The organism is Amycolatopsis pigmentata, assembly GCF_042684065.1.
In the GTDB taxonomy this organism is placed as follows: Bacteria; Actinomycetota; Actinomycetes; order Mycobacteriales; family Pseudonocardiaceae; genus Amycolatopsis_E; species Amycolatopsis_E pigmentata.
Map to the genome: position 1 here is coordinate 88292 of NZ_JBHUKR010000015.1, position 18515 is coordinate 106806.

Consider the following 18515-nt stretch of genomic DNA (forward strand, 5'->3'; position numbering starts at 1 on the left):
TGTCCCGCACGATTTTGATCAACTCCCCGCCTTCACCGCCGCCGAAAGGCCGTCACGGTGAGCATCGACATGACTCCAGATAGTCCTTGAGCGAGTTGCCGCACGCCGTTAACGTGACTGAGGCGACCGTCCGCGCTCTGACGGGGTCATCGGCATCTACGACAAGGAGGTCGGATGACGGACGTGCCCACGACCATGCGGGCCGGAGCCGGCCGCGACACCCGGACGAGGCGAGGCGGCACGGGCGTGGACGACAAGGTCGTCGCCCGGGCGTGGGAGGGCTTCACGGCAGGCGAGACGGTGATCCAGGGCGTCCGTCCGGAAATCCTGGCCTCGTGGTACCGATGCCGCGACCAGTACGACGTCGATCCCGGCCTCACGGTCGCACCCGGCGCGTCCGATCGCACCGACCATCGCCTGGACGCCGATGTCCTGCTGACGAAACTGGGCGGGATCGCCGCCCAGGCGGGACAACGGCTGGAAGACGAGCACGGCATGGTCGCCGTCGCGGACGGTCGTGGACGAGTCCTCGCGTCCTGGGGGGATCCCGCGGTGCGGGCGCGCGCGGAGGACAGCAACCTCGCCCCGCGTTCGGCATGGGCGGAGGAGACGACCGGCACCAACGGAATCGGGACCGCGCTCGAAGGCCGGGGCGCGGTCACGGTGAGCGGGTCCGAGCACTGGTGCGAAGGCTTCCATCAGTGGTCCTGTGCCGCCATCGCCATCCGTGACGTGGTCACGGACTCCCCCGTCGCGTTGATCAACGTCTCGCGCTGGGCCGCGGACATCCCGGCGCAGGTGATGTCCTGGCTGGAGAAGGCCGCCGCCGGGGTGGAGGCCGAGATCCGGCGGCGGACGGTCTGGGAAGGAGGGATCGTCGTCCAGCGCTTCACCGACATCGCGTCCCGCAGCGACGGCTCCTTCGCCGGTTTCGATCTCGGGGGTCACGCCATCGTCGCGGACGAGGCGGCGCAGTCGCTGCTCGGCCTGCGGGTCGACGCGCCGATGGTGGACGCGGCCCGCCGCGCCAGGCCCGACATCCCCGAACTGCCCGGGCTGATCCGCTGGGCCACCGAGCGCTCGCTGAGCAGTCCACAGTGGACCGGTCATGCCCGGCTGCACACCATGGGCCCTGGCGAGGTCGTGCCCGTGAGCCTGAGGCCGGTCTTCGCGGCCAACCAGCTTGTCGGCGTCCTCTGCGAATTCGGCTCCGACGAGGGCGAAGAGCGCTACGAGCGCCCGGGAGAGACGCCGGTGGTGCCGATGCCCCAACGGATCATCGGGGTGCGCAACGAGCGGGTGATGGTGCTCGCGCCCGCCGAAATCAGGTATGCCGAGGCCGATCGGAACACGGTCTGGCTGAGCACCGATCGCGGAAAGGTCCAGGCCGCCACCAGGGGCCTGGACAACATCGAACGGGAACTGAAACCGTTCGGCTTCTGCCGTGTGCATCGCCGGTTCGTGGTCAACCTGCGCCGGGTCGCCGAACTGGAGCGCGGAATCAAGGGCGAACTGCTCCTGATCACCGACCCACGCGTGCCCGACTACATTCCGGTTTCGCGCCGGCACACGCCCGAGATCCGCCGGTTGCTGGGGGTCTGACCTTTCGTTGGCCGCGGCCACCCGTTCGTGCCCGAAGAGTCACCACTCGTGGGAGAACCGTTGCCCCGGCCGCCGGGGGTCCGCGATCGTGGAAAAGTGTTGCTCCGATGCCTCGGCGCCGCCGCGGGTGGCGGCTATCCACAGTGGAACTGCGCGTGCGCGGGATGCCGTGGCGCTCGCGACAATCCCGGAACGGGTTCGCCGCACGCGAGTCTGGCGGTTTCCGGTGACGGCGCGCGCTGGTTCCTGCTCAACGCCACGCCGGACGTCCACCACCAGATAGCGGCCACGCCGTGCCTGCATCCGGGCCCCGGCCCACGGGACACGCCGGTCGCCGGTGTGCTGCTCACCGACGCCGAATTCGACCACACCATCGGCCTTCTGATCTTGCGGGAGGGCTCGCCGCTGACCGTCTACGCGACGGCGCCCGTGCTGGACACCCTCGCCGATGTCTTCCCTGTCCGCGACCTGCTTTCCGATTACGCGGACCTGTCATGGCGTCAGGTTACGACCGACGTTTCCTTCACCCTCGACCAACGATTGCGCGTGACCGCGTTCGCCACCGGACGAAAGCCACCGCGCTACGTCCGGGAACCGAAGCCGGGCCACGACTGGGAAATCGCCTACCACCTGCTCGACACGGTTACCGGAGGCACCGCCGTGTACGCGCCGACCGTGCCACGGTGGGACGACGCCTTCGCGGCGTGGGCCGGTGCCGCCGACTGTGTGTTCGTCGACGGCACCTTCTTCACCGACGACGAAATGGCGCGCACCGGCAGCGGAAGCCGAACGGCACGCGACATGGGTCACCTGCCGATCAGCGGTGCGCACGGGTCGCTGAACGCGCTGTCCCGGTTGCCCGCGGCCCGGAAAGTGTTCACCCACATCAACAACACGAACCCCATCCTCGACCCGGCTTCACCCGAACACGCGATGGTCACGGCGGCGGGCGTCGAACTGGGTCTGGCCGGTCTGGAGGTGCGGCTATGACACTCGGCGGCTTCCGGCGATGAATCCGGCCGGCTCGGCCGGCGCGCCGGGCCATCCGGCCGGACACGAGGCGGCCGCCCGGTCGCGGCTCATCTCGCACGTGCGCTACCACGTCGTCCTCGATCTCACCCGGCCCGGTGACGAATTCCGCTGCGGCGCGACGATCCGGTTCCGGGCCGGCGCCGGGAACACGTTGACCTTCCTCGACTACGCGGGCACGGCACAGCTGATCGAATGCAACGGCTCCGCCGTGGGCACGGTGGCGCAGCACGGAGCGCGCATCTACCTGCCGGTCGTCGTCGGCGAGAACGTGGTGCGGGTGGTCGGCACGGCACCCTACCGCCGCGACGGCGCGGGCCTGCACCGGTTCCGTGATCCGGTGGACGGGCAGTCCTACCTGCACACCAGGTTCGCGCTTTTCGACGCCCACCGGGTTTACCCGTGTTTCGATCAACCCGATCTCAAGGCGGCGCTGGAGCTGAGCGTGACGGTGGACGATCGATGGCACGTCATCACGAACACCGAACCCACGAGCGTGCCGAAACGGTTTTCCAACGGCACGGCGGTGTGGACGTTCGCGCGAACGCCGCCGCTGCCCCCGCATCTGACCGTCCTGGTGGCGGGTCCCTTCCGCCGGATCACCACGACCCATGGCGATCTCCCCCTCGCCCTCTACGCGAGGGAGGCACTGTTCGACGCTCTCGGCAACGACGCGGACGAACTGTTCGAGGTCATCACCCGTGGGCTCGACTTCTCCGCGGATCTGCTGGACCGCCCTTACCCGTTCGCCAAGTACGACCACGTCTTCAGCCCTGAATGCGCTTTCTCCACGGCCCCGCATCCCGGATGCGTCGTCTGCGACGAGCGGTTCCTTTTCCGCTCCGGAGTGACGCGAGAGACCCGGCGGCGCAGGGCCGAGGCTCTGCTCTCCGCGATGGCGCACATGTGGTTCGGTGGCCTCGTCACCTTGCGGTGGTGGAACGGCCTGTGGCTCCACGAAGGTGTCGCCACGCTGATCGCCGCCCTCGCGCAGCCCGAGGCGACACCTTTCGGCGAGGCATGGGCGCTGTTCGAACACGAGGTCTGTTCGGTGGCGCGACAGGCGGATCGCTTGCCCCATAATCATCCGATCACGCCCGGCGCCGGCGCGGCCCACCTCGGCGCCGACCCGATCATGGCGAAGAAGGCGGCCGCTGTGCTGCGTCAGCTCGCGGTGCGGGTCGGCTGGGAAAACTTCCTCGCCGGTCTTCGCCGCTACCTGCGTGATCACGCGTGGTCCGCGGCCGACACCGGTGATCTCATCCGCGTTCTGGAGTCCGCGGCGGCGCCCGGCCTGACCGGATGGGCGGCCGAATGGCTGAGGAGACCCGGCGTGGACACCGTCGAGGTGCACCGCCTGCCCACCGGCGGAACGGTCACGCACCTGAGCGATCCGCAAGCGCGACGAGTCCGTCTGCGCGTCGGCTGTTATTCGGAGGCCCTACGCCTTCAGCACCGGAGGTGGGTGAATCCGGATCACCAGGGAGCCCGCGAAAACGACGGAGACGGAACCCGCCAGGTCTGCGATGTCGTGCTGCCCAACGACGACGGGCACGTTTACGTCAAGATCCGGCTCGACCCGGCATCACGGCGTACGGTGATGAGCCGGATCTCGGCGTTGTCCGACCCCGTGACGCGTGCCGTCGCATGGGGAACGTTGTGGGACAGCGTGCTCGACGCACGCATCCCCGCACGCGCCTTCGTCGCCGTGGTGCTCGACCACGCGCCGGCCGAGGAAGATGTCGGCGTCCTCGGCCTGTTGTGGCAGCGCGCCATCACAGCGGCGCGGGTCTTCGGTGCCCGGTCCAACCGCGCCGCGTCGCTTCGGCGAATCGCGCGGCGAATACGCGAAGAACTCGACGCCTCATCCGCCGGTGGCGACCGCTTGCTCACCCTGGCCCACGCGCTGACCTCGTCGATCAGCGGCGAAGACGCCCTGCTGCACGACATCGCGTGGGGACGAAGACCATGGCCCGGTCTGGAGGTGGACCGGGACCTCCGCTGGCGGGCACTGCTCCACCTTGCCGTGCAAGGAAAACCGGTCGACGAACTCCTCGCCGCCCTGCTCCCGGCCGAACCGGGGGACGACGACCGGCGCCGGGCCCTGACGGTCGAGGCCGCACGGCCGGACTCACGCGCGAAAAGTCAGGCATGGCACCGTATGTTCAGTGACGCCTATTCACTCGTCGAGCGCCAGGCGGTCATGGCGGGCTTTCACCGGCACGGGCAGGAGCACGTGCTGACGCCGTACGCCGAGCGGTATTTCCTTGCCCTGGACCACGTTTGGCACTCGATGAGCCCCGAAAACGCGCTCGCGATGGTACGAACGCTCTATCCTCTGGTCACCGACGCGGAGCAGGAAGTCCTCGCCCGGACGGACGAAACCGTGGCACAGCGCGCCTTGCCCGCCGAAGTGCTGCGCGTGTTGCGCCGGAAGCGGGCGGAACTCGCTTTCATGCTGGCGGCCAGGGCATGTGACGCGGCGCGGCCGCGTTCCGGCTGACCGCCCGCCGACCGGCTGTTGGCCGGTGCCCACCGCTCGTTGCCCGCGTGCTCCCGTTCCGCACAAGTTCCTTGATCCGGCGACTCCGGCGCGGATAGCGTTCTGGTTCACCTGTAATGAAGTATCGCTTCCCCGCGCCGGAGATGTTCGCCTGCCAGCTGGTGCGGAAAAGAAGCCGGATTTCCGTATCGGATCGGAATCGGGAGGTGAGGCCGGTGGTGGCCAGTACGCGGGAGCTGTCCGGTTTGATCAGCGAACTCGGCCTGGACAAACAGAACGGGGCGACCTTGGGGCGCCTGGTCGCCCACGGCGGCCTCGCGCACGCGGAGGAGGGCCCGGACGGGCGGATGACGGCACAGATCCGGATCCCGCCCGACGAACTCGCCTGGGATCCCTCGATCCTGGTCATGCCGCACGGCGGCGACCTCGAAGTCGAACTCGTCAACGACGACACCAACACCCACTGCGCGCTCCTGCCGAGCAACGGTGACAGCCATTGGATATGGCTTCCCGTCTATTCGCGGGGAAAGACCACGATCAACCTCGACGGACCGGGCTACTACTGGTTCAGCTCCAACGTCGGCAACGACGAGGGCCGTGGATTGATCGGCGCGATCGTCGTTCTCGGAGACGTGCCCCCCGAAGCCCGCCTCGACCGCCCTGAGCAGCCGAGGCCGTAGAACGCGCGACCGGCACCGCACCTGAGGCAGCCAGAGGCACTGAGCGCGGTTCAAGCCCGCCGGCGTCTGAGGCACAAGAAAGGATTCGTCATGACGGACTATGTCGACGCACCACCGGCTGCCAAGCTTTCGGAGTTGAGCGCGTCGCTCGGCACGGCTCCCCCGGTGGCCGAGGACGTCACCTACGAACGCCTTCTCGACGCGCGTTCGGAATCGCACAACTGGCTCACTTATTACGGTTCCTACGATGGTCAGCGATACAGCCTGCTGGACCAGATCAACACGGAGAACGTGAAACGCCTGTCCACGGCGTGGGCTTTCCAGTTCGGCTCGGCCGGAATGCACGCGGGCGCTTCGACCTATGCGTTCGAAGCCGCGCCGATCGTCGTCGACGGCGTCATGTACGTCTCGGGGTGGGACGGCTGGGTCTGGGCCATCGACGCCAGGACGGGCCAGCAGCTCTGGCAGTACAAGCACGCGATCCCGTTCGACGTTTCCCTCTGCTGCGGCAACGTGAATCGCGGCGTCGCCGTGGTGAACGGGAAAGTCATCGTGGCCACCCTGAACGCCCACGTCGTCGCGCTCGACGCCACCAACGGCGAATGCCTGTGGGACACCGTGCACGGTGACGTACGCGCGGGCGAAAGCGCCACCGTCGCGCCCCTTGTGGTCAAGGACATGGTCATCGTCGGCAGTTCGGGTGGCGAGTTCGGGGTTCGTGGCCATCTCGACGCCTACGACGTCGAGTCCGGAGCTCGCCGCTGGCGGTGCTACACGATTCCGAAGCCGGGTGAGCCGGGTTCGGAAACGTGGCCGGCGGACAGCCCGGCCTGGACGCGGGGCGGCGGCAACACCTGGGTCACCGGAACCTTCGACCCGGAGCTCAACCTTCTCTACTGGGGAACCGGCAACCCGGCGCCGGACTTCGACGGCGAGGTCCGCGAAGGCGACAACCAGCACAGCGACAGCGTGATCGCGGTGGATGTCGACAGCGGGGAAATCCGCTGGCATTTCCAGTTCACCCCCCATGACCTGTGGGACTACGACTCCAACATGGAGTCCATCCTGTTCGAGCAGGACGGCCGGAAACTGCTGGGCCACTTCGACAAGAACGGGTACTTCTTCGTCCTGGACCGCACGAACGGCGAACTGGTCCGGGTGACGCCGTTCTCCGATCGCATCACCTGGGGCGAGATCACCGCCGAGGGTGATGTCAAACCGCAGATCTTCCCCGACAAGGAAGGCGAGGCGGTGCACTTCTGGCCAGGACCGGCCGGGGCCAAGGAATGGTGCCACGCGGCGTACAGCCCCAGGACGAACATGTTCTACGTGCCGGTGCAGGACGTCGGCGCGACGGTGACCCGGCGGCGGCGTGAGTTCAAGGAAAGCATCCCCTACTGGGGCGCGAGCGTCACGGTGGACACCGACGACATGGCGGGTCAGGTCAAGGCGATCGACGCGGCCACGAGCGAGGAGGCGTGGCGCTGGACGTGGCACCTGCCGATTTCGTCTTCGGTGCTGGCCACGGCGGGCGACCTGGTGTTCTGCGGCACGCCGTCGGGCGAGTTCAACGCCTTCGACGCCCGGACCGGCGAGCTGTTGTGGCAGTTCCAGACCGGCAGCGGGCATCACAGCAGCCCGACCACCTACAGCGTCGACGGCCGGCAGTACATCGCGGTGCCGGTCGGCTGGGGATCCTGGGTCGAAGGGTTCGCGCCCGGCATGATGGGCGGGCCGCACGGGGACGCGCTCTTCGTCTTCTCGTTGCCGGAAACACCCTAGTTCTCCCAGGCGCGGCCCCATCGCCTCGGGCGGCGACGCGGACTTCGAGACACACCAGGCATCGGTGGAGAGGAGGTGTGCAGCGATGGAATCTTCGGCCACCCGGTCCCAGCCCGCGGTGTGGGAAGCCCCGGAGTTCGAGGAGATCGGGGTCCCGCCCGAGGTGACGATGTACGTGGCACAACTGGAAAGCTGATGTCCACACTGGACACTTCGGCAAGGGGCGCCGGAGGCGATTCCGGCGCCCCGCCCGGATCATCGGCGAAAAGAGGGATGATGACGTTGTCCAGCACGGCGAGTTTCGTCGAGAAGCTCCGAGCCCAGTCCGAGCGGTATCACCACCAGCATCCCTTCCACGTCAAGATGAACGAAGGACGGCTCTCCCGCCGGCAGATCCAGGGCTGGGTGGCCAACCGTTTCTACTATCAGGAAAGCATTCCCCGCAAGGACGCCGCGATCCTGGCGAACTGCCCGGAGCGTGACATCCGGCGCCGCTGGATCCAGCGCATCGTGGACCACGACGGCACGGCCGGCGGGGAAGGCGGCATCGAGGCCTGGCTGCGCCTGGGCGAGGCCGTGGGGCTGCCCAGGAAGGAACTGAGCGACAGGCGGCATCTCCTTCCCGGCGTCCGCTTCGCCGTCGACGCCTATGTCACCTTCGCACGCACCCGGCCCTGGGTGGAGGCGGTGGCGTCCTCACTGACCGAACTCTTCGCCCCGGACCTCATGGCCGAGCGCCTCGCCGCGTTCGAACGCTGGTACCCGTGGATGGACGGCGACGGGCTGGCCTACTTCCGCACGCGTCTGCACCAGGCTCCGCGCGACTCCGAACACGCGCTCGAGGTGGTCACCGAACGCTGCCGTTCCGTCGACGAACAAGAAGCCGCGCTCGCCGCGCTGTCCTTCAAATGTGACGTCCTGTGGAGTGTGCTGGATGCCATCGACCGAGCTTATGGGGAATGAGTGTCCCAAGCTGTCGGACCGGGTTCGCCTGACCTTCGACCCGGTGCGCGAACAGCACGTGCTGTTGTCCCCGGAGACGGTGACCGTCCTGAACCCGACCGCGGCGGCGGTGCTCCGGTTGTGCGACGGGGTGTCCACAGTGGAAACCGTGGTGCGGGAACTCGGCCTCCGGTACGACCGCGTGGTCGCCGGCGATGTCCGGGGCTTCCTGAATCGTCTGGCCGCCAAAGGATATCTGGAGTTCGGGCGTGACTGAACCGTTGTTGCCGTTCGGGGTGCTGGCCGAGCTGACCTATGCCTGCCCCCTGCACTGCGCGTACTGCTCGAATCCGCTCGACCTCGCCCGCTACGGCGACGAACTGACCACGGCGCAGTGGCTGCGGGTGCTCGCCGAGGCACGCGAACTGGGAACGCTGCAGGCGCATTTTTCGGGCGGCGAACCTCTGCTGCGCCGGGACATCGTGGAGATCGTCCGCGGCGCGCACGACTTGGGCATGTACACCAACCTCGTCACGAGCGGGCTCGGTCTCTCGCCGCTCCGGGCGGAGAAGCTCAGGGCGGCCGGCCTCGATCACGTGCAGATCAGTATCCAGGACTGGGAAGCGGCCGCATCGGACCGGATCGCGGGGCTCCGTTCCTTCGAACGCAAGATCGCGGCGGCGGTTCTGGTCCGGCGGCTCGGGTGGCCCTTGACGGTGAACGTCGTCCTGCATCGGCAGAACATCGGTAACGTCGCCGAGATCATCGCCTTGGCCGAACGGCTCGGGGCCGATCGGGTCGAGTTGGCCAACACGCAGTACTACGGCTGGGCCTGGCGCAACCGGCAGGCCCTCCTGCCGAGCCGCGAACAACTGGCCAGTGCCGAGGCGATCGTGCGCGAGGCCCGTCAGCGCCTCGAAGGGCGGATGGAGCTCATCTACGTCCTGCCGGACTACTACGGCGACCAGCCCAAACCGTGCATGGGCGGGTGGGGCCGCCGGTTGCTCGCCGTCGCACCCAACGGCGATGTCCTCCCCTGCCTGGCCGCGCACCAACTCCCCTTGCCCCGCGCGAGCGTGCGCGAGCGCTCGTTGGAGTGGATCTGGCGGGACTCGCCGCTGTTCCAGGCCTTCCGCGGCACGGACTGGATGCCGGAGCCATGCCGGAGTTGTGATCGCCGAGAACTCGACTTCGGCGGCTGCCGGTGCCAGGCGTTCCAGCTCACCGGTGACGCCACCCGCGCCGATCCCGTCTGCCACCTTTCCCCCGACCACGGGATCGTGCTGGCGGCGGTCAGCGCGGCCAACGATCCGTCACGACCCGGTGCGGCGCGCACGACACCCCGCCCGCATCCGGGCCGTCCGGGCTGAGCGGCACGGGCGATGTCGGCTGTCTTCGTCTTCGTTTCCGGCGCGGCGTTGCTGATCTACAGCGCGGAAAAGCTGATCGGCTACCTCGTCGGCGCCGCCAAGGGGCTCAGGATCTCCCTGTTCCTGCTCGCCGTCATCTTCACGGGTATCGAGTTCGACGACGTCTTCTACGCCGTCGCCGCCAACCTCGAAGACGCGGACGGGGTCGCGCTCGGCGTCATCGTCGGAACGGCGCTCTCGCTGCCCGGAATCGTGCTCGCGCTCGCCGCGATCATCACGCCGACGAAGGTCACCGTTCCGCGCGACTATCTCGTCGCCTTCGCCGCCGCGCCGCTGGTGATGATCTTCTTCGTCCTGAAGGCACCGCTCACCGTGGTGGACGGAACAGTGCTGGTCGCCCTGTTCGCGCTGTTCATCGCCTACGTCGCGGTCCGGGAATCACGAAGCGGCACGCCGGTCTTCCGCGACGCGGAGATCCACGAAGCCTACGCGCTCGTCCGCGAAGCCGAGGCGAAGTCCGCCGGGCGGTCCCCGGTTTCGGTGGCGTCCCCCGGGCCGGCGGTCCTTCCGCACGGGGAAGCCCGGACGCCGCGCCCGCCCTTCGCCGAAGAGTTCGAGCTCTCCGGCTGGGCCGGGCTCGGACTGGCGGTCCTCGCGCTGGCGGGTCTCGTCATCGGCGCGGCGACCATGGGCATCGGCACCAAGGGAATACTGGAGGACTACGGCCTCGAAGGCACCGTCTTCGGCGCGACGATCGCGACACTCGTGCTGACGATCGAGGATGTCTTCCTGACCGTGGAACCCAGCCGCAAGGGCGCCCCGGAGATCGGCGTGGGCAACGTCATCGGCAGCGTCATCTTCTCGGTCACCGGAAAACTGGGCATCGTTCTGCTCGCCGGCACCCTCGTGGTGGGCCCGCACGTGCTTTCCTGGCATCTGCCCGCCCTGGTCGTCCTGACCTGGCTCGCCGGCTACTTCCTTTCCACCGGCCAGTTGAAACGATGGCACGGCTATACCTTGCTGAGCCTGTATCTCGTCTACTGGACGGTGAGCTTCTTCGCCTTCGGCCTGATACCGGCGGACACGCAGTGACCAGTCGGTGTGGGGAAATCGTGCTGCTTTTTCGGAGCTTCCCTTACTGTGCCGATCGTTACCAATCCGACCACAGCCACGGCGGAAACGGGTCTATACAGCCAGATTGGCTGCGGTCCGTCTCCGCCTACTTTTGATCGGATTGGTAACGCGGTATCGGGAACGATGCGGCGGAATCGCGTCCAAACAGTCCTCACGGCTGCCTCGCTCACAACCCGGCCATCGCCCGGAGTTCGGCGGCGGTGTTGCGGTGCGGGAAGGGTTCGGCGGGCACCGGGACCTCCAGGGCGCGGCACAACGGGCCCCATCCGTCGGCCGGGGTCCACTCGACCAGCCGATCCGCCGGCACGAGCGAACGCACCTCGTCGTTGTGCGCGTCGTAGGCCGCTTTGGCGGTGTTTTCGTCGGCCCAGCCCGCCGTCAGGTGCCGGACGGTGGTGAGGTGGCCCAGTTCGACGACCCGCGCGTCGTCGGCCTCCGGGTGCCGCAGATGCCGTTCCAGGACCGGAACGACCGTTCGGGAAAAGCTGCGCCACCACTCGTCGGTGTCACGGACGGACAGTACCACCAGCGCTTCGGGGAAAACGGTCAGCAACTCGCGCCAGAACGCCGAGGTCGGGCCGCCAACCGACCCGTCGTACCCCGCGAAGAAGGCGTGCCAGCCGGACGGCGGAGCGCCGTCGGTGAAAGCGCTTTCCCACGGCTCGATGTGCTCAGGGCGCTGGACGACCTCGAACATGTGGTAGCACTGTTGGTCCAGCAGCGCGCTCAGACCGAGATGCAGCGAAAACGTACCGGTACGCCCGATGCCCGCTCCGATGACCCGCAAAGACACTGGCGTTCTCCGTTCGCTCGGCCTGCTCGAAAGCTACGAGGCGACTCTCGATCTTGTCAAGGAAGCACCGCTTGCCGGTAAGCTCGGTTTGTTATGCGCGGAGTGCGGCGGCGAACCATCCGGAAAATCATGCTCCCCTTTTGTCCCGAGCCATCATGACGCCACGATTCAGAGAATGGTCGATTCACCCGAAGGCCGGATTGCTTTCGCCGGTGCCGGGTGCACGCCAGACGGGAAGGATCCAGCGATGACCCGGACGAATTCACGCCTGCACGACGAGGTGACCAGCGCGGTCGGCCGCGGTGCCCACGCTCTCTTCGAAGTGCGACGGCCCGACGGGGTCTTCGACTACGGAGCCACGGAATGGACCTCGGTCCTGGCCACCGTCGGCGCGATCTCGGCGCTGCACACCGCCGACGCCGAGCGCTCCGCCGATCTCATCGCGGCGGGTGTGGAGTGGCTGTGCCGCAGCCAGTCCCCCGAGGGCGCGTGGAGCACCGTCCCCGGCACGCCGCCCGAGGCCGCGCCGACCGCGGTCGCGGCGGCGACCCTGCAGCAGCTCGCGCCAGAGCGCGCGAGCGACGCCGTGCGGGCCGCGCGATCGTGGCTGGACGACCGTGGCGGGCTCGACGCGATCCCCCACCAGGAGATGGCCGCGGTGTGCCGCCGGTTCTACGCCCGCGCGGGCTGGCTCGACCCCGGCGAGCTGCCGCGAATTCCGCTCGTGCTCGCCGCGTTCCCCCGGCTGTTCCGCCGGCTGCTCGACTTTCGCGCACCGCTCGTCGCCGCCGCCGGCCTCGCGCAGAGCCGCACGCGCCCCGGCGGCCCGGTGCGCCGCCTCTTCGACCGCCTGGGCACTCCGGCCGCGCTCCGGCTGATCCGGCAGATCCACGAGCACGAAGGGATGACGGGCGAGTTCAGCGACGACCCGTGGGCGGCCGGCCTGACCTGCGAAGCGCTGGCACGCTCCGGTGCGGCACCGGAACTGGTCGGTCTGACCGTCGAGTGGCTGCGTTCGAAGGCCAACCCGGACGGTTCCTGGAACATGATGCCGCTCGACCTCACCTGGTCGGTCTACGCGGTGGAAGGTCTGATCGACGCGGGCTACCGGGACGATCCGCGCCTGGTCTCCTCCCGTTCGCTGTTCCAGGACCGCCAGCAGGACCGACCCTTCGTCGCTTTCGGCTGTCCGCCGGGCTTTTGGGGCTGGTCCTCGCCGCACGGCTGGCCGGCCTCGGTGGAGACCGCGGAAATCATCTCGTTACTGGCGAGAATGCCGGGGGGCCGGGAGGACGACCACGTCGCTCGTGGCGTGTCCTGGCTGCTCGCGCAGCAGGACCGCCGAGGGTCGTGGAGCCTGTGCGTCCGCGACACCAAAGTGGACAACTGCGGTCCTTGCCCGCACACCACGGCGCAGGCCGTCGTCGCCCTGCTGGACGCGGGAACGCCCGCGGACGCCAAGGCCGTGCGCGACGCCGTGCGGTGGCTTCCGGCCAGTCAGCGCCCGGACGGTTCGTTCGATTCGGTGTGGTACCGGGCGTTCACCGCGGGTACGTCCGTCGTGCTGGAGGCCCTGGTCAAGGCCGGAGCCGGGACGCATCCGGCCGCGCGCCGGGCCGCCGAGTGGCTGGTCGGCACGCAACGCGCCGACGGTTCCTGGGGCACCGGTGACGGCACCACACCGGGCACCGTCGAGGAAACGGCCTGGGCGGTCCGCGCCCTGCTGGCCGCCGGACACCACGCGGACGACCCGGCCATCGGACGCGGCATCGGCTGGTTGCTGGAAGCGCAGGAGCCCGACGGTCAGTGGCCGCGGACGCCGGTGAGCGAGTTCATCCGCAACGCGTCGCGTTTCCCGAACGGCGGGCTGACCAATGGCCTCGCCCTGCGCGCCATGGCGCGCTTTCTCGACGTTTCCCCTGGTCACAACTCGTCCGTGGGAGGCTGACGCGGGATCAGCTCGCCGTTGCGGATCTGCCTCCGGGCCATCCGCGCCATCGAGGCCACGAGCCCGGCCGGGCCGCGTGCGCGGTATTCCTCACGGATCCGGCCGGCGACCCGGAGCAGCCGGGGGCCGGCCGGCAGGGTTTCCTCCAACCCGCTGCGGGAGCGGGGCAGCATCGCGAAGGTCACGGTGACCTGGCCGGAACTGGCCGGGGCTCCGAGGCGCCCGGCGATCGGCAGCCAGATTTCGGATTCCTCCACGTGGAACTCGATCATGGTGCCGCCGAGCCAGGTGCACGCCGCGTGGACCAGGCCGGCGAAATCCTCCGGCCGGTCCCAGCGCAACGTCCGCGAGCCGCCCTGCCCGGCGGGAATCGCCGTCACCTCGATCGCATCGATCCGCACCAGCGCGGGGCGCCCGGGCAACGCCAGGGCGATGTCGGTGATGTCCCCGCCGCCGGAAAAGAAGTCCAGGCGGGCGAAGGAAAGTCCGTTGTGGTTGATGCGGACGCGCTTCGACGGGCCCTTGTACCACTTGCCGTCCGCGGATTTCACCGAAATCCGGGTCAGCGCGGGCTCGTCCGACGGTTCGAAGACGACCGGGTCGACCGCGCCCGACGCGAGAGCACGCTCCGCGGCGGCGAGGGCCGGATCGGACGCCGCCAGCAACGCGGGCCAGAACGCGTCGCGCATGTCGAGGTCGGTCAGGTCGTTGGGGGAAAGGTAGGGCAGCGCACGCAGGAGGTCCTCCGGCACGACCCGGCTGGACACCGCGGAACCGAAGTTGTCGTCGTGTGTCCACGAACCGAAGGTCCCGGCCTCCTCCGCGGTCGGTGCCCTGAGCGCGGAGACGAGCACATCCGCCAGACGTTCCCGCGCCGGAGTGGTGACGAGTTCCGGCCACGCCCCACCGGCGTTGGCCACGTAGGCGTTCCACTGGTCCTGGAAGGCAAGAATGCCGTCCTGGACGGCGAGGCGCTGCGTTCGCTGCGTACCGATTTCGGCGCCGGGGCCGAGGATCGGTGAACCGTCCTCGGTGAAGCCGAGCAGCGACCCGCACAGGTCGTTCACCGACTGCTCGATCACCTCGGGACTGCGGCTGATCGTCGCCGCGACGTCGTGCGGATGACCGGCCTGCGCCAGGTAGCCCTCCATGCGCATGCCGTCCAGGTGGACGCGGGTGGCGCGGGCATCGGTCGACAGGTAGTAACCGGCCGGAAGGACGTCCAGACCAGCTCTTTTCAGGGCCCGCCCGAGATAGAGCTGGATCGTGGCGCCCCACCCGAGGTCGACCAGCGCCGGCTCGGGATCGGCCGACATTCCGCTGGACCGCAGTTCCGCCAACAACTTTTCGCGGTGACGGGTCACGAGTGCCGCGAGCCGGTTCCGCAGATGAGGGGTCTCGACCAGTGCCTCGCCGACCTGGTCGACGATCCGGTCGTTGTCCAGCAACGCGTCCAGTCGAGTGGCCAGCGACGGCACCTCGCCGGGGCTGAGCAGGAGGACCGACAGCAACTGGCTGACGGTGAGCCGATACCGCTGGCGGATGAAGGTGCGCAACTGGTCGCTGTCTCCGGTGTCGAGCGAAGCGAGCGACACCACATGGCGCGACAGCCAGACGGGCCGGGCCTTCACCTCCCAGCCCCGGACCGCGGCGGCCCTGTTGATCAGCTTCGACAGGAGCGTGCCCTCGCGCATCGGGCACCAGAGCGTCGAATTCCCCGAGTCCCGTGCCCGCCACGCGACCCACTCGGCGAACCCGGTGAGCACCGGGCCGAGCACGGCGGCGCCGAACCGGTAGGCGGCGCGGACTTCGCTGGGCGCCGCCGGATCGGCCGCCGCCAGCGTCTTCGCGCGCAGGCTGGTCAACCCGAAATCGCCCTCGGCGAGATCGAACCGGGCCCCCAGCGGCCCGAACGGTTCGAGTGATTCGTGCTCCCGTTCGAGCACGACCTCGAACCGGCTGTCCACTCGGGCGTAATGCACCGCGCGGATGCCGAGTTCGGTGGGCACGGCGAAGTCGGCATCCTCGTTGTCCCCGACGTGCAGCACCTGTTCTGGCCTGCGGCCGAGCTGATCGAGCACGATTTTCCACAGCCCGTCGGCCTTGCTCACGCCGTGCTGATGGGAACGGAAGATCCGCGCACCACTCAGGGACTCGAGTTCGGGCCGGTCGAGGAGCCTGGCGAGTTGGTCCTCGGTGAAATAGGTGTCCGAAACCAGAACGACCGGCAGGCCCCGCTCGCGCGCCAGCTCGACGATTTCCACGACATCGAGGTCCACGACGGTGAGATCACGCTCGGTTTCGACCTCGGCCTCGACGACCTGCGCCAGCGCGTCTCGGTCCAACGCCGAGCCCACCATGCGTCCCCAGATGTCGAACAGGGAGACCTCGGTGCCGAGTTCGTTCTCCTCCTGACGCTCCCTGGCCGCACGCTCGGCCGCGATCCGCATTTCGCGGAAGGCCGCCGCGGAAAGCCAATCCGGAACCCGGCCGGCGGCCCGCAACCGCTCCCCCAGGATCGCGAAGACATCGGCCGGGCGCGGGGTACGGCGCCAGAGCACGGTATCGAAGATGTCCAGCGAAAGCACCGCGCAGGAACCGTCCGCGACCATCTTCCGGGCGCGTTCGAGTTGCGCGGATCGCCGTCTTTCCCCTTGGCCATCGGCCATCGCCGCCCCCAGTTCCTCCCCGAACGGCTTCGCGTAAGACGCGATGCTACTCCGCTTTTACGTCGTTCAGGCACGGCAAGCACGCGGCAACACGGACTTTTGGGACACGCGCTAGTCTTCGCGTGTGTCAAGAGCCTGGTTGCCGCCTGTCTTCCGATCGGCGCGATGGGGCATGGTCTGGAACATCGCGCTCGCGACCATGCTTTTCGTGTTCTCGTTCGTTCCCGGCGTCGAGCAGCGCGGCATCGACCTGGCCGCGTTCCCGGACCGGCGACCACTGGACGCGCTGGGCCTGCTCCTGATGGTCGCGCAGACTCTGCCCCTCGTGGGGCGGCTGCGCTGGCCGCTGACCTGCCTGGTTGTGACGAGCGGCGCCTTCGCCGCGTTCCAGTTGCTCGGTTACCCGACCTTGATCGCGTCGTTGGGGTGGTTCGTCGCCTTCTACAACGCGGGCGCCCACCTGAGCAGGAGCAGGCAGCGGATCGCGATCCCCGCCGCGCTCGTGGCCTATGTCGCGCTGGCCGTCGCCACGCACGCGGCCGGCTCACCCGAACAGTTCATGGACTACGTGACCTTCGGCGCGGTCCTCGCGGTGCTGTGGTTCGTCGGCGCCGAGGTCCGGGCAGCGGCCGCGGCGGCGGCCGAACGGCAACGACGCGCCGAGGAAGCGGTCGTCCACGCCGAACGGGCCCGCATCGCGCGGGAGTTGCACGACGTGGTCACCCACCATGTCACCGCGATGGCCGTGCAGGCCGACGCCGCGCAGTATCTGATGGAGCAGCCCGAAAAGGTCACCGCCAGCCTGTCGTCGATCAGCGGCACCGCCCGGCGCGCCCTGACCGAACTGCGTTATCTGCTGGGAGCGCTCGACGGCAACGCCCAGCACGGCCAGGAGCCCGTGGCGGGCAAGCTGGCCGACCTGGTCGCGCAGTCCCAGGCCGCCGGTCAGCCGGTCGAACTGGTCGAGCACGGCGAACCGCGGCCGATGGCGAGCGCGGCGGAGGTCGCCGCCTACCGCGTCGTCCAGGAAGCGCTGACCAACGCGCTCAAACACGCGCCCGGCAAACGCACCGTCGTCAACGTCCATCATCGCGACGACTGCACCGACCTCGAAGTCACCTCGGAACGGGCGGGCCGGGCGGGTATCGGCCGGGGCAGCGGGCGTGGTCTGGTCGGGCTTCGGGAAAGAGTCAGTGTGGTCGGCGGCGAACTGCACGCCGGTCCGCGTCCGGACGGTGGATTCGCCGTGTCGGCAAGGATTCCGCGGGGGTTGTCATCATGAACGCGCCGATCCGGGTGGTGGTCTGCGAGGACCAGGCGCTGGTGCGCGCCGGCTACGTCACGATCTTCGACGCGCAGCCGGACATGGAGGTCGTGGGTGAGGCTGCCGACGGCGAAGCCGGGGTGGCGCTCGTCGAGCGCGTGCGGCCGGATGTCGTGGTGATGGACATCCACATGCCGGCGCTCGACGGCATCGAGGCCACTCGCCGCCTGGCCGGCCCGGACGTGGTCAACCCCTCGAAAGTCCTCGTGGTGACCACCTTCAACCTCGACGAGTACGTCTACGAAGCGCTGCGCGCCGGGGCGAGCGGGTTCATGCTCAAGGACGCGCCACCGGCCGAACTGATCGCGGGTGTGCGCACGGTGGCCGCCGGAGAGGCGCTTCTGGCACCCGCGGTGACCCGGCAGCTCATCGGCCGGTACGCCTTCCGGCTGCGCCCGGTGGAGGAAGAGGCTCCGGCCGGGTCCGGGCCGCTGAGCGCGCTCACCAACCGGGAGCGCGAGGTGCTCACCCTGATCGCGGACGGGCTTTCCAACGCCGAGATCGCCGGGAAGCTGGTGATCAGCCACGAGACCGTGAAGACCTACGTGTCACGCATCCTGACCAAGCTCGACCTGCGGGACCGGGTGCAGGCGGTGGTTCTGGCCTACCGCACCGGACTGGTGAGCCCGCGTTAGATCTGGTCTGGACCACATCTCGTTGGAGATGAGATCAGCGGATCTCCGGCCTTCGCCGTATATCATGCGATCGTGCGGTGGTGCGGAGCCCGGCGGGACCGGTC

At 68.8% G+C, this 18515-nt stretch carries 15 protein-coding genes; 13 read left to right on the forward strand and 2 right to left on the reverse strand.

From position 1 onward, the window contains the following. Nucleotides 1–174: 174 nt before the first annotated feature. From ACFSXZ_RS26225 to ACFSXZ_RS26270, 10 genes are all read left to right on the forward strand, one after another. A complete protein-coding gene (locus ACFSXZ_RS26225) occupies nucleotides 175–1602 on the forward strand; it encodes a DNA-binding protein (RefSeq protein WP_378267860.1) in 1428 nt (475 codons plus the stop codon). Between the two features lie 96 nt (nucleotides 1603–1698). Then, nucleotides 1699–2592: a pyrroloquinoline quinone biosynthesis protein PqqB gene (pqqB, locus tag ACFSXZ_RS26230; protein WP_378267861.1), complete on the forward strand. Its 894-nt coding sequence runs from the start codon at nucleotides 1699–1701 to the stop codon at nucleotides 2590–2592. A 19-nt stretch (nucleotides 2593–2611) separates the two neighbouring features. Further along, nucleotides 2612–5134, forward strand: a complete 2523-nt coding sequence (pepN, locus tag ACFSXZ_RS26235; RefSeq protein ID WP_378267862.1) for an aminopeptidase N — start codon at nucleotides 2612–2614, stop codon at nucleotides 5132–5134. A gap of 218 nt (nucleotides 5135–5352) precedes the next feature. Continuing rightward, entirely contained in the window at nucleotides 5353–5814 is a 462-nt protein-coding gene (locus ACFSXZ_RS26240; protein WP_378268075.1) for an MSMEG_3727 family PQQ-associated protein, read from the forward strand. Between the two features lie 90 nt (nucleotides 5815–5904). Next, a complete protein-coding gene (locus ACFSXZ_RS26245) occupies nucleotides 5905–7596 on the forward strand; it encodes a PQQ-dependent dehydrogenase, methanol/ethanol family (protein ID WP_378267863.1) in 1692 nt (563 codons plus the stop codon). 85 nt (nucleotides 7597–7681) lie between these two features. Continuing rightward, on the forward strand, nucleotides 7682–7792 hold the full coding sequence (pqqA, locus tag ACFSXZ_RS26250) for a pyrroloquinoline quinone precursor peptide PqqA (protein ID WP_378267864.1): 111 nt from the start codon (nucleotides 7682–7684) through the stop codon (nucleotides 7790–7792). A 77-nt stretch (nucleotides 7793–7869) separates the two neighbouring features. Beyond that, entirely contained in the window at nucleotides 7870–8559 is a 690-nt protein-coding gene (pqqC, locus tag ACFSXZ_RS26255; RefSeq protein ID WP_378268076.1) for a pyrroloquinoline-quinone synthase PqqC, read from the forward strand. After that, complete coding sequence (pqqD, locus tag ACFSXZ_RS26260; RefSeq protein ID WP_378267865.1) at nucleotides 8531–8815, forward strand: pyrroloquinoline quinone biosynthesis peptide chaperone PqqD; 285 nt, start codon at nucleotides 8531–8533, stop codon at nucleotides 8813–8815. The genes pqqC and pqqD overlap by 29 nt, the downstream gene beginning before the upstream one ends. Continuing rightward, nucleotides 8808–9908: a pyrroloquinoline quinone biosynthesis protein PqqE gene (gene pqqE / locus ACFSXZ_RS26265; protein ID WP_378267866.1), complete on the forward strand. Its 1101-nt coding sequence runs from the start codon at nucleotides 8808–8810 to the stop codon at nucleotides 9906–9908. The genes pqqD and pqqE overlap by 8 nt, the downstream gene beginning before the upstream one ends. A 12-nt stretch (nucleotides 9909–9920) precedes the next feature. Then, on the forward strand, nucleotides 9921–11000 hold the full coding sequence (locus tag ACFSXZ_RS26270; protein WP_378267867.1) for a sodium:calcium antiporter: 1080 nt from the start codon (nucleotides 9921–9923) through the stop codon (nucleotides 10998–11000). A 208-nt stretch (nucleotides 11001–11208) separates the two neighbouring features. Here the strand turns inward: ACFSXZ_RS26270 and ACFSXZ_RS26275 are convergent, their stop codons facing one another. Then, on the reverse strand, nucleotides 11209–11835 hold the full coding sequence (locus tag ACFSXZ_RS26275; RefSeq protein ID WP_378267868.1) for a sulfotransferase family protein: 627 nt from the start codon (nucleotides 11833–11835) through the stop codon (nucleotides 11209–11211). 247 nt (nucleotides 11836–12082) lie between these two features. Here ACFSXZ_RS26275 and ACFSXZ_RS26280 point away from each other — a divergent pair, with 247 nt between their 5' ends. Then, nucleotides 12083–13783, forward strand: coding sequence for a prenyltransferase/squalene oxidase repeat-containing protein (locus ACFSXZ_RS26280; protein WP_378267869.1), 1701 nt, complete (start codon nucleotides 12083–12085; stop codon nucleotides 13781–13783). Here ACFSXZ_RS26280 and ACFSXZ_RS26285 read toward each other — a convergent pair. Further along, nucleotides 13759–16452, reverse strand: coding sequence for an HAD family hydrolase (locus tag ACFSXZ_RS26285; protein ID WP_378267870.1), 2694 nt, complete (start codon nucleotides 16450–16452; stop codon nucleotides 13759–13761). The genes ACFSXZ_RS26280 and ACFSXZ_RS26285 overlap by 25 nt on opposite strands. Nucleotides 16453–16576: 124 nt before the next feature. On the opposite strand from ACFSXZ_RS26285, the gene ACFSXZ_RS26290 reads away from it, so the two are divergent. Together ACFSXZ_RS26290 and ACFSXZ_RS26295 are read left to right on the forward strand one after the other, a co-directional pair. Next, on the forward strand, nucleotides 16577–17734 hold the full coding sequence (locus ACFSXZ_RS26290) for a sensor histidine kinase (RefSeq protein WP_378267871.1): 1158 nt from the start codon (nucleotides 16577–16579) through the stop codon (nucleotides 17732–17734). Further along, a complete protein-coding gene (locus ACFSXZ_RS26295) occupies nucleotides 17731–18411 on the forward strand; it encodes a response regulator (protein ID WP_378267872.1) in 681 nt (226 codons plus the stop codon). Before ACFSXZ_RS26290 ends, ACFSXZ_RS26295 begins: the two co-directional genes overlap by 4 nt. Nucleotides 18412–18515 lie beyond the last annotated feature (104 nt).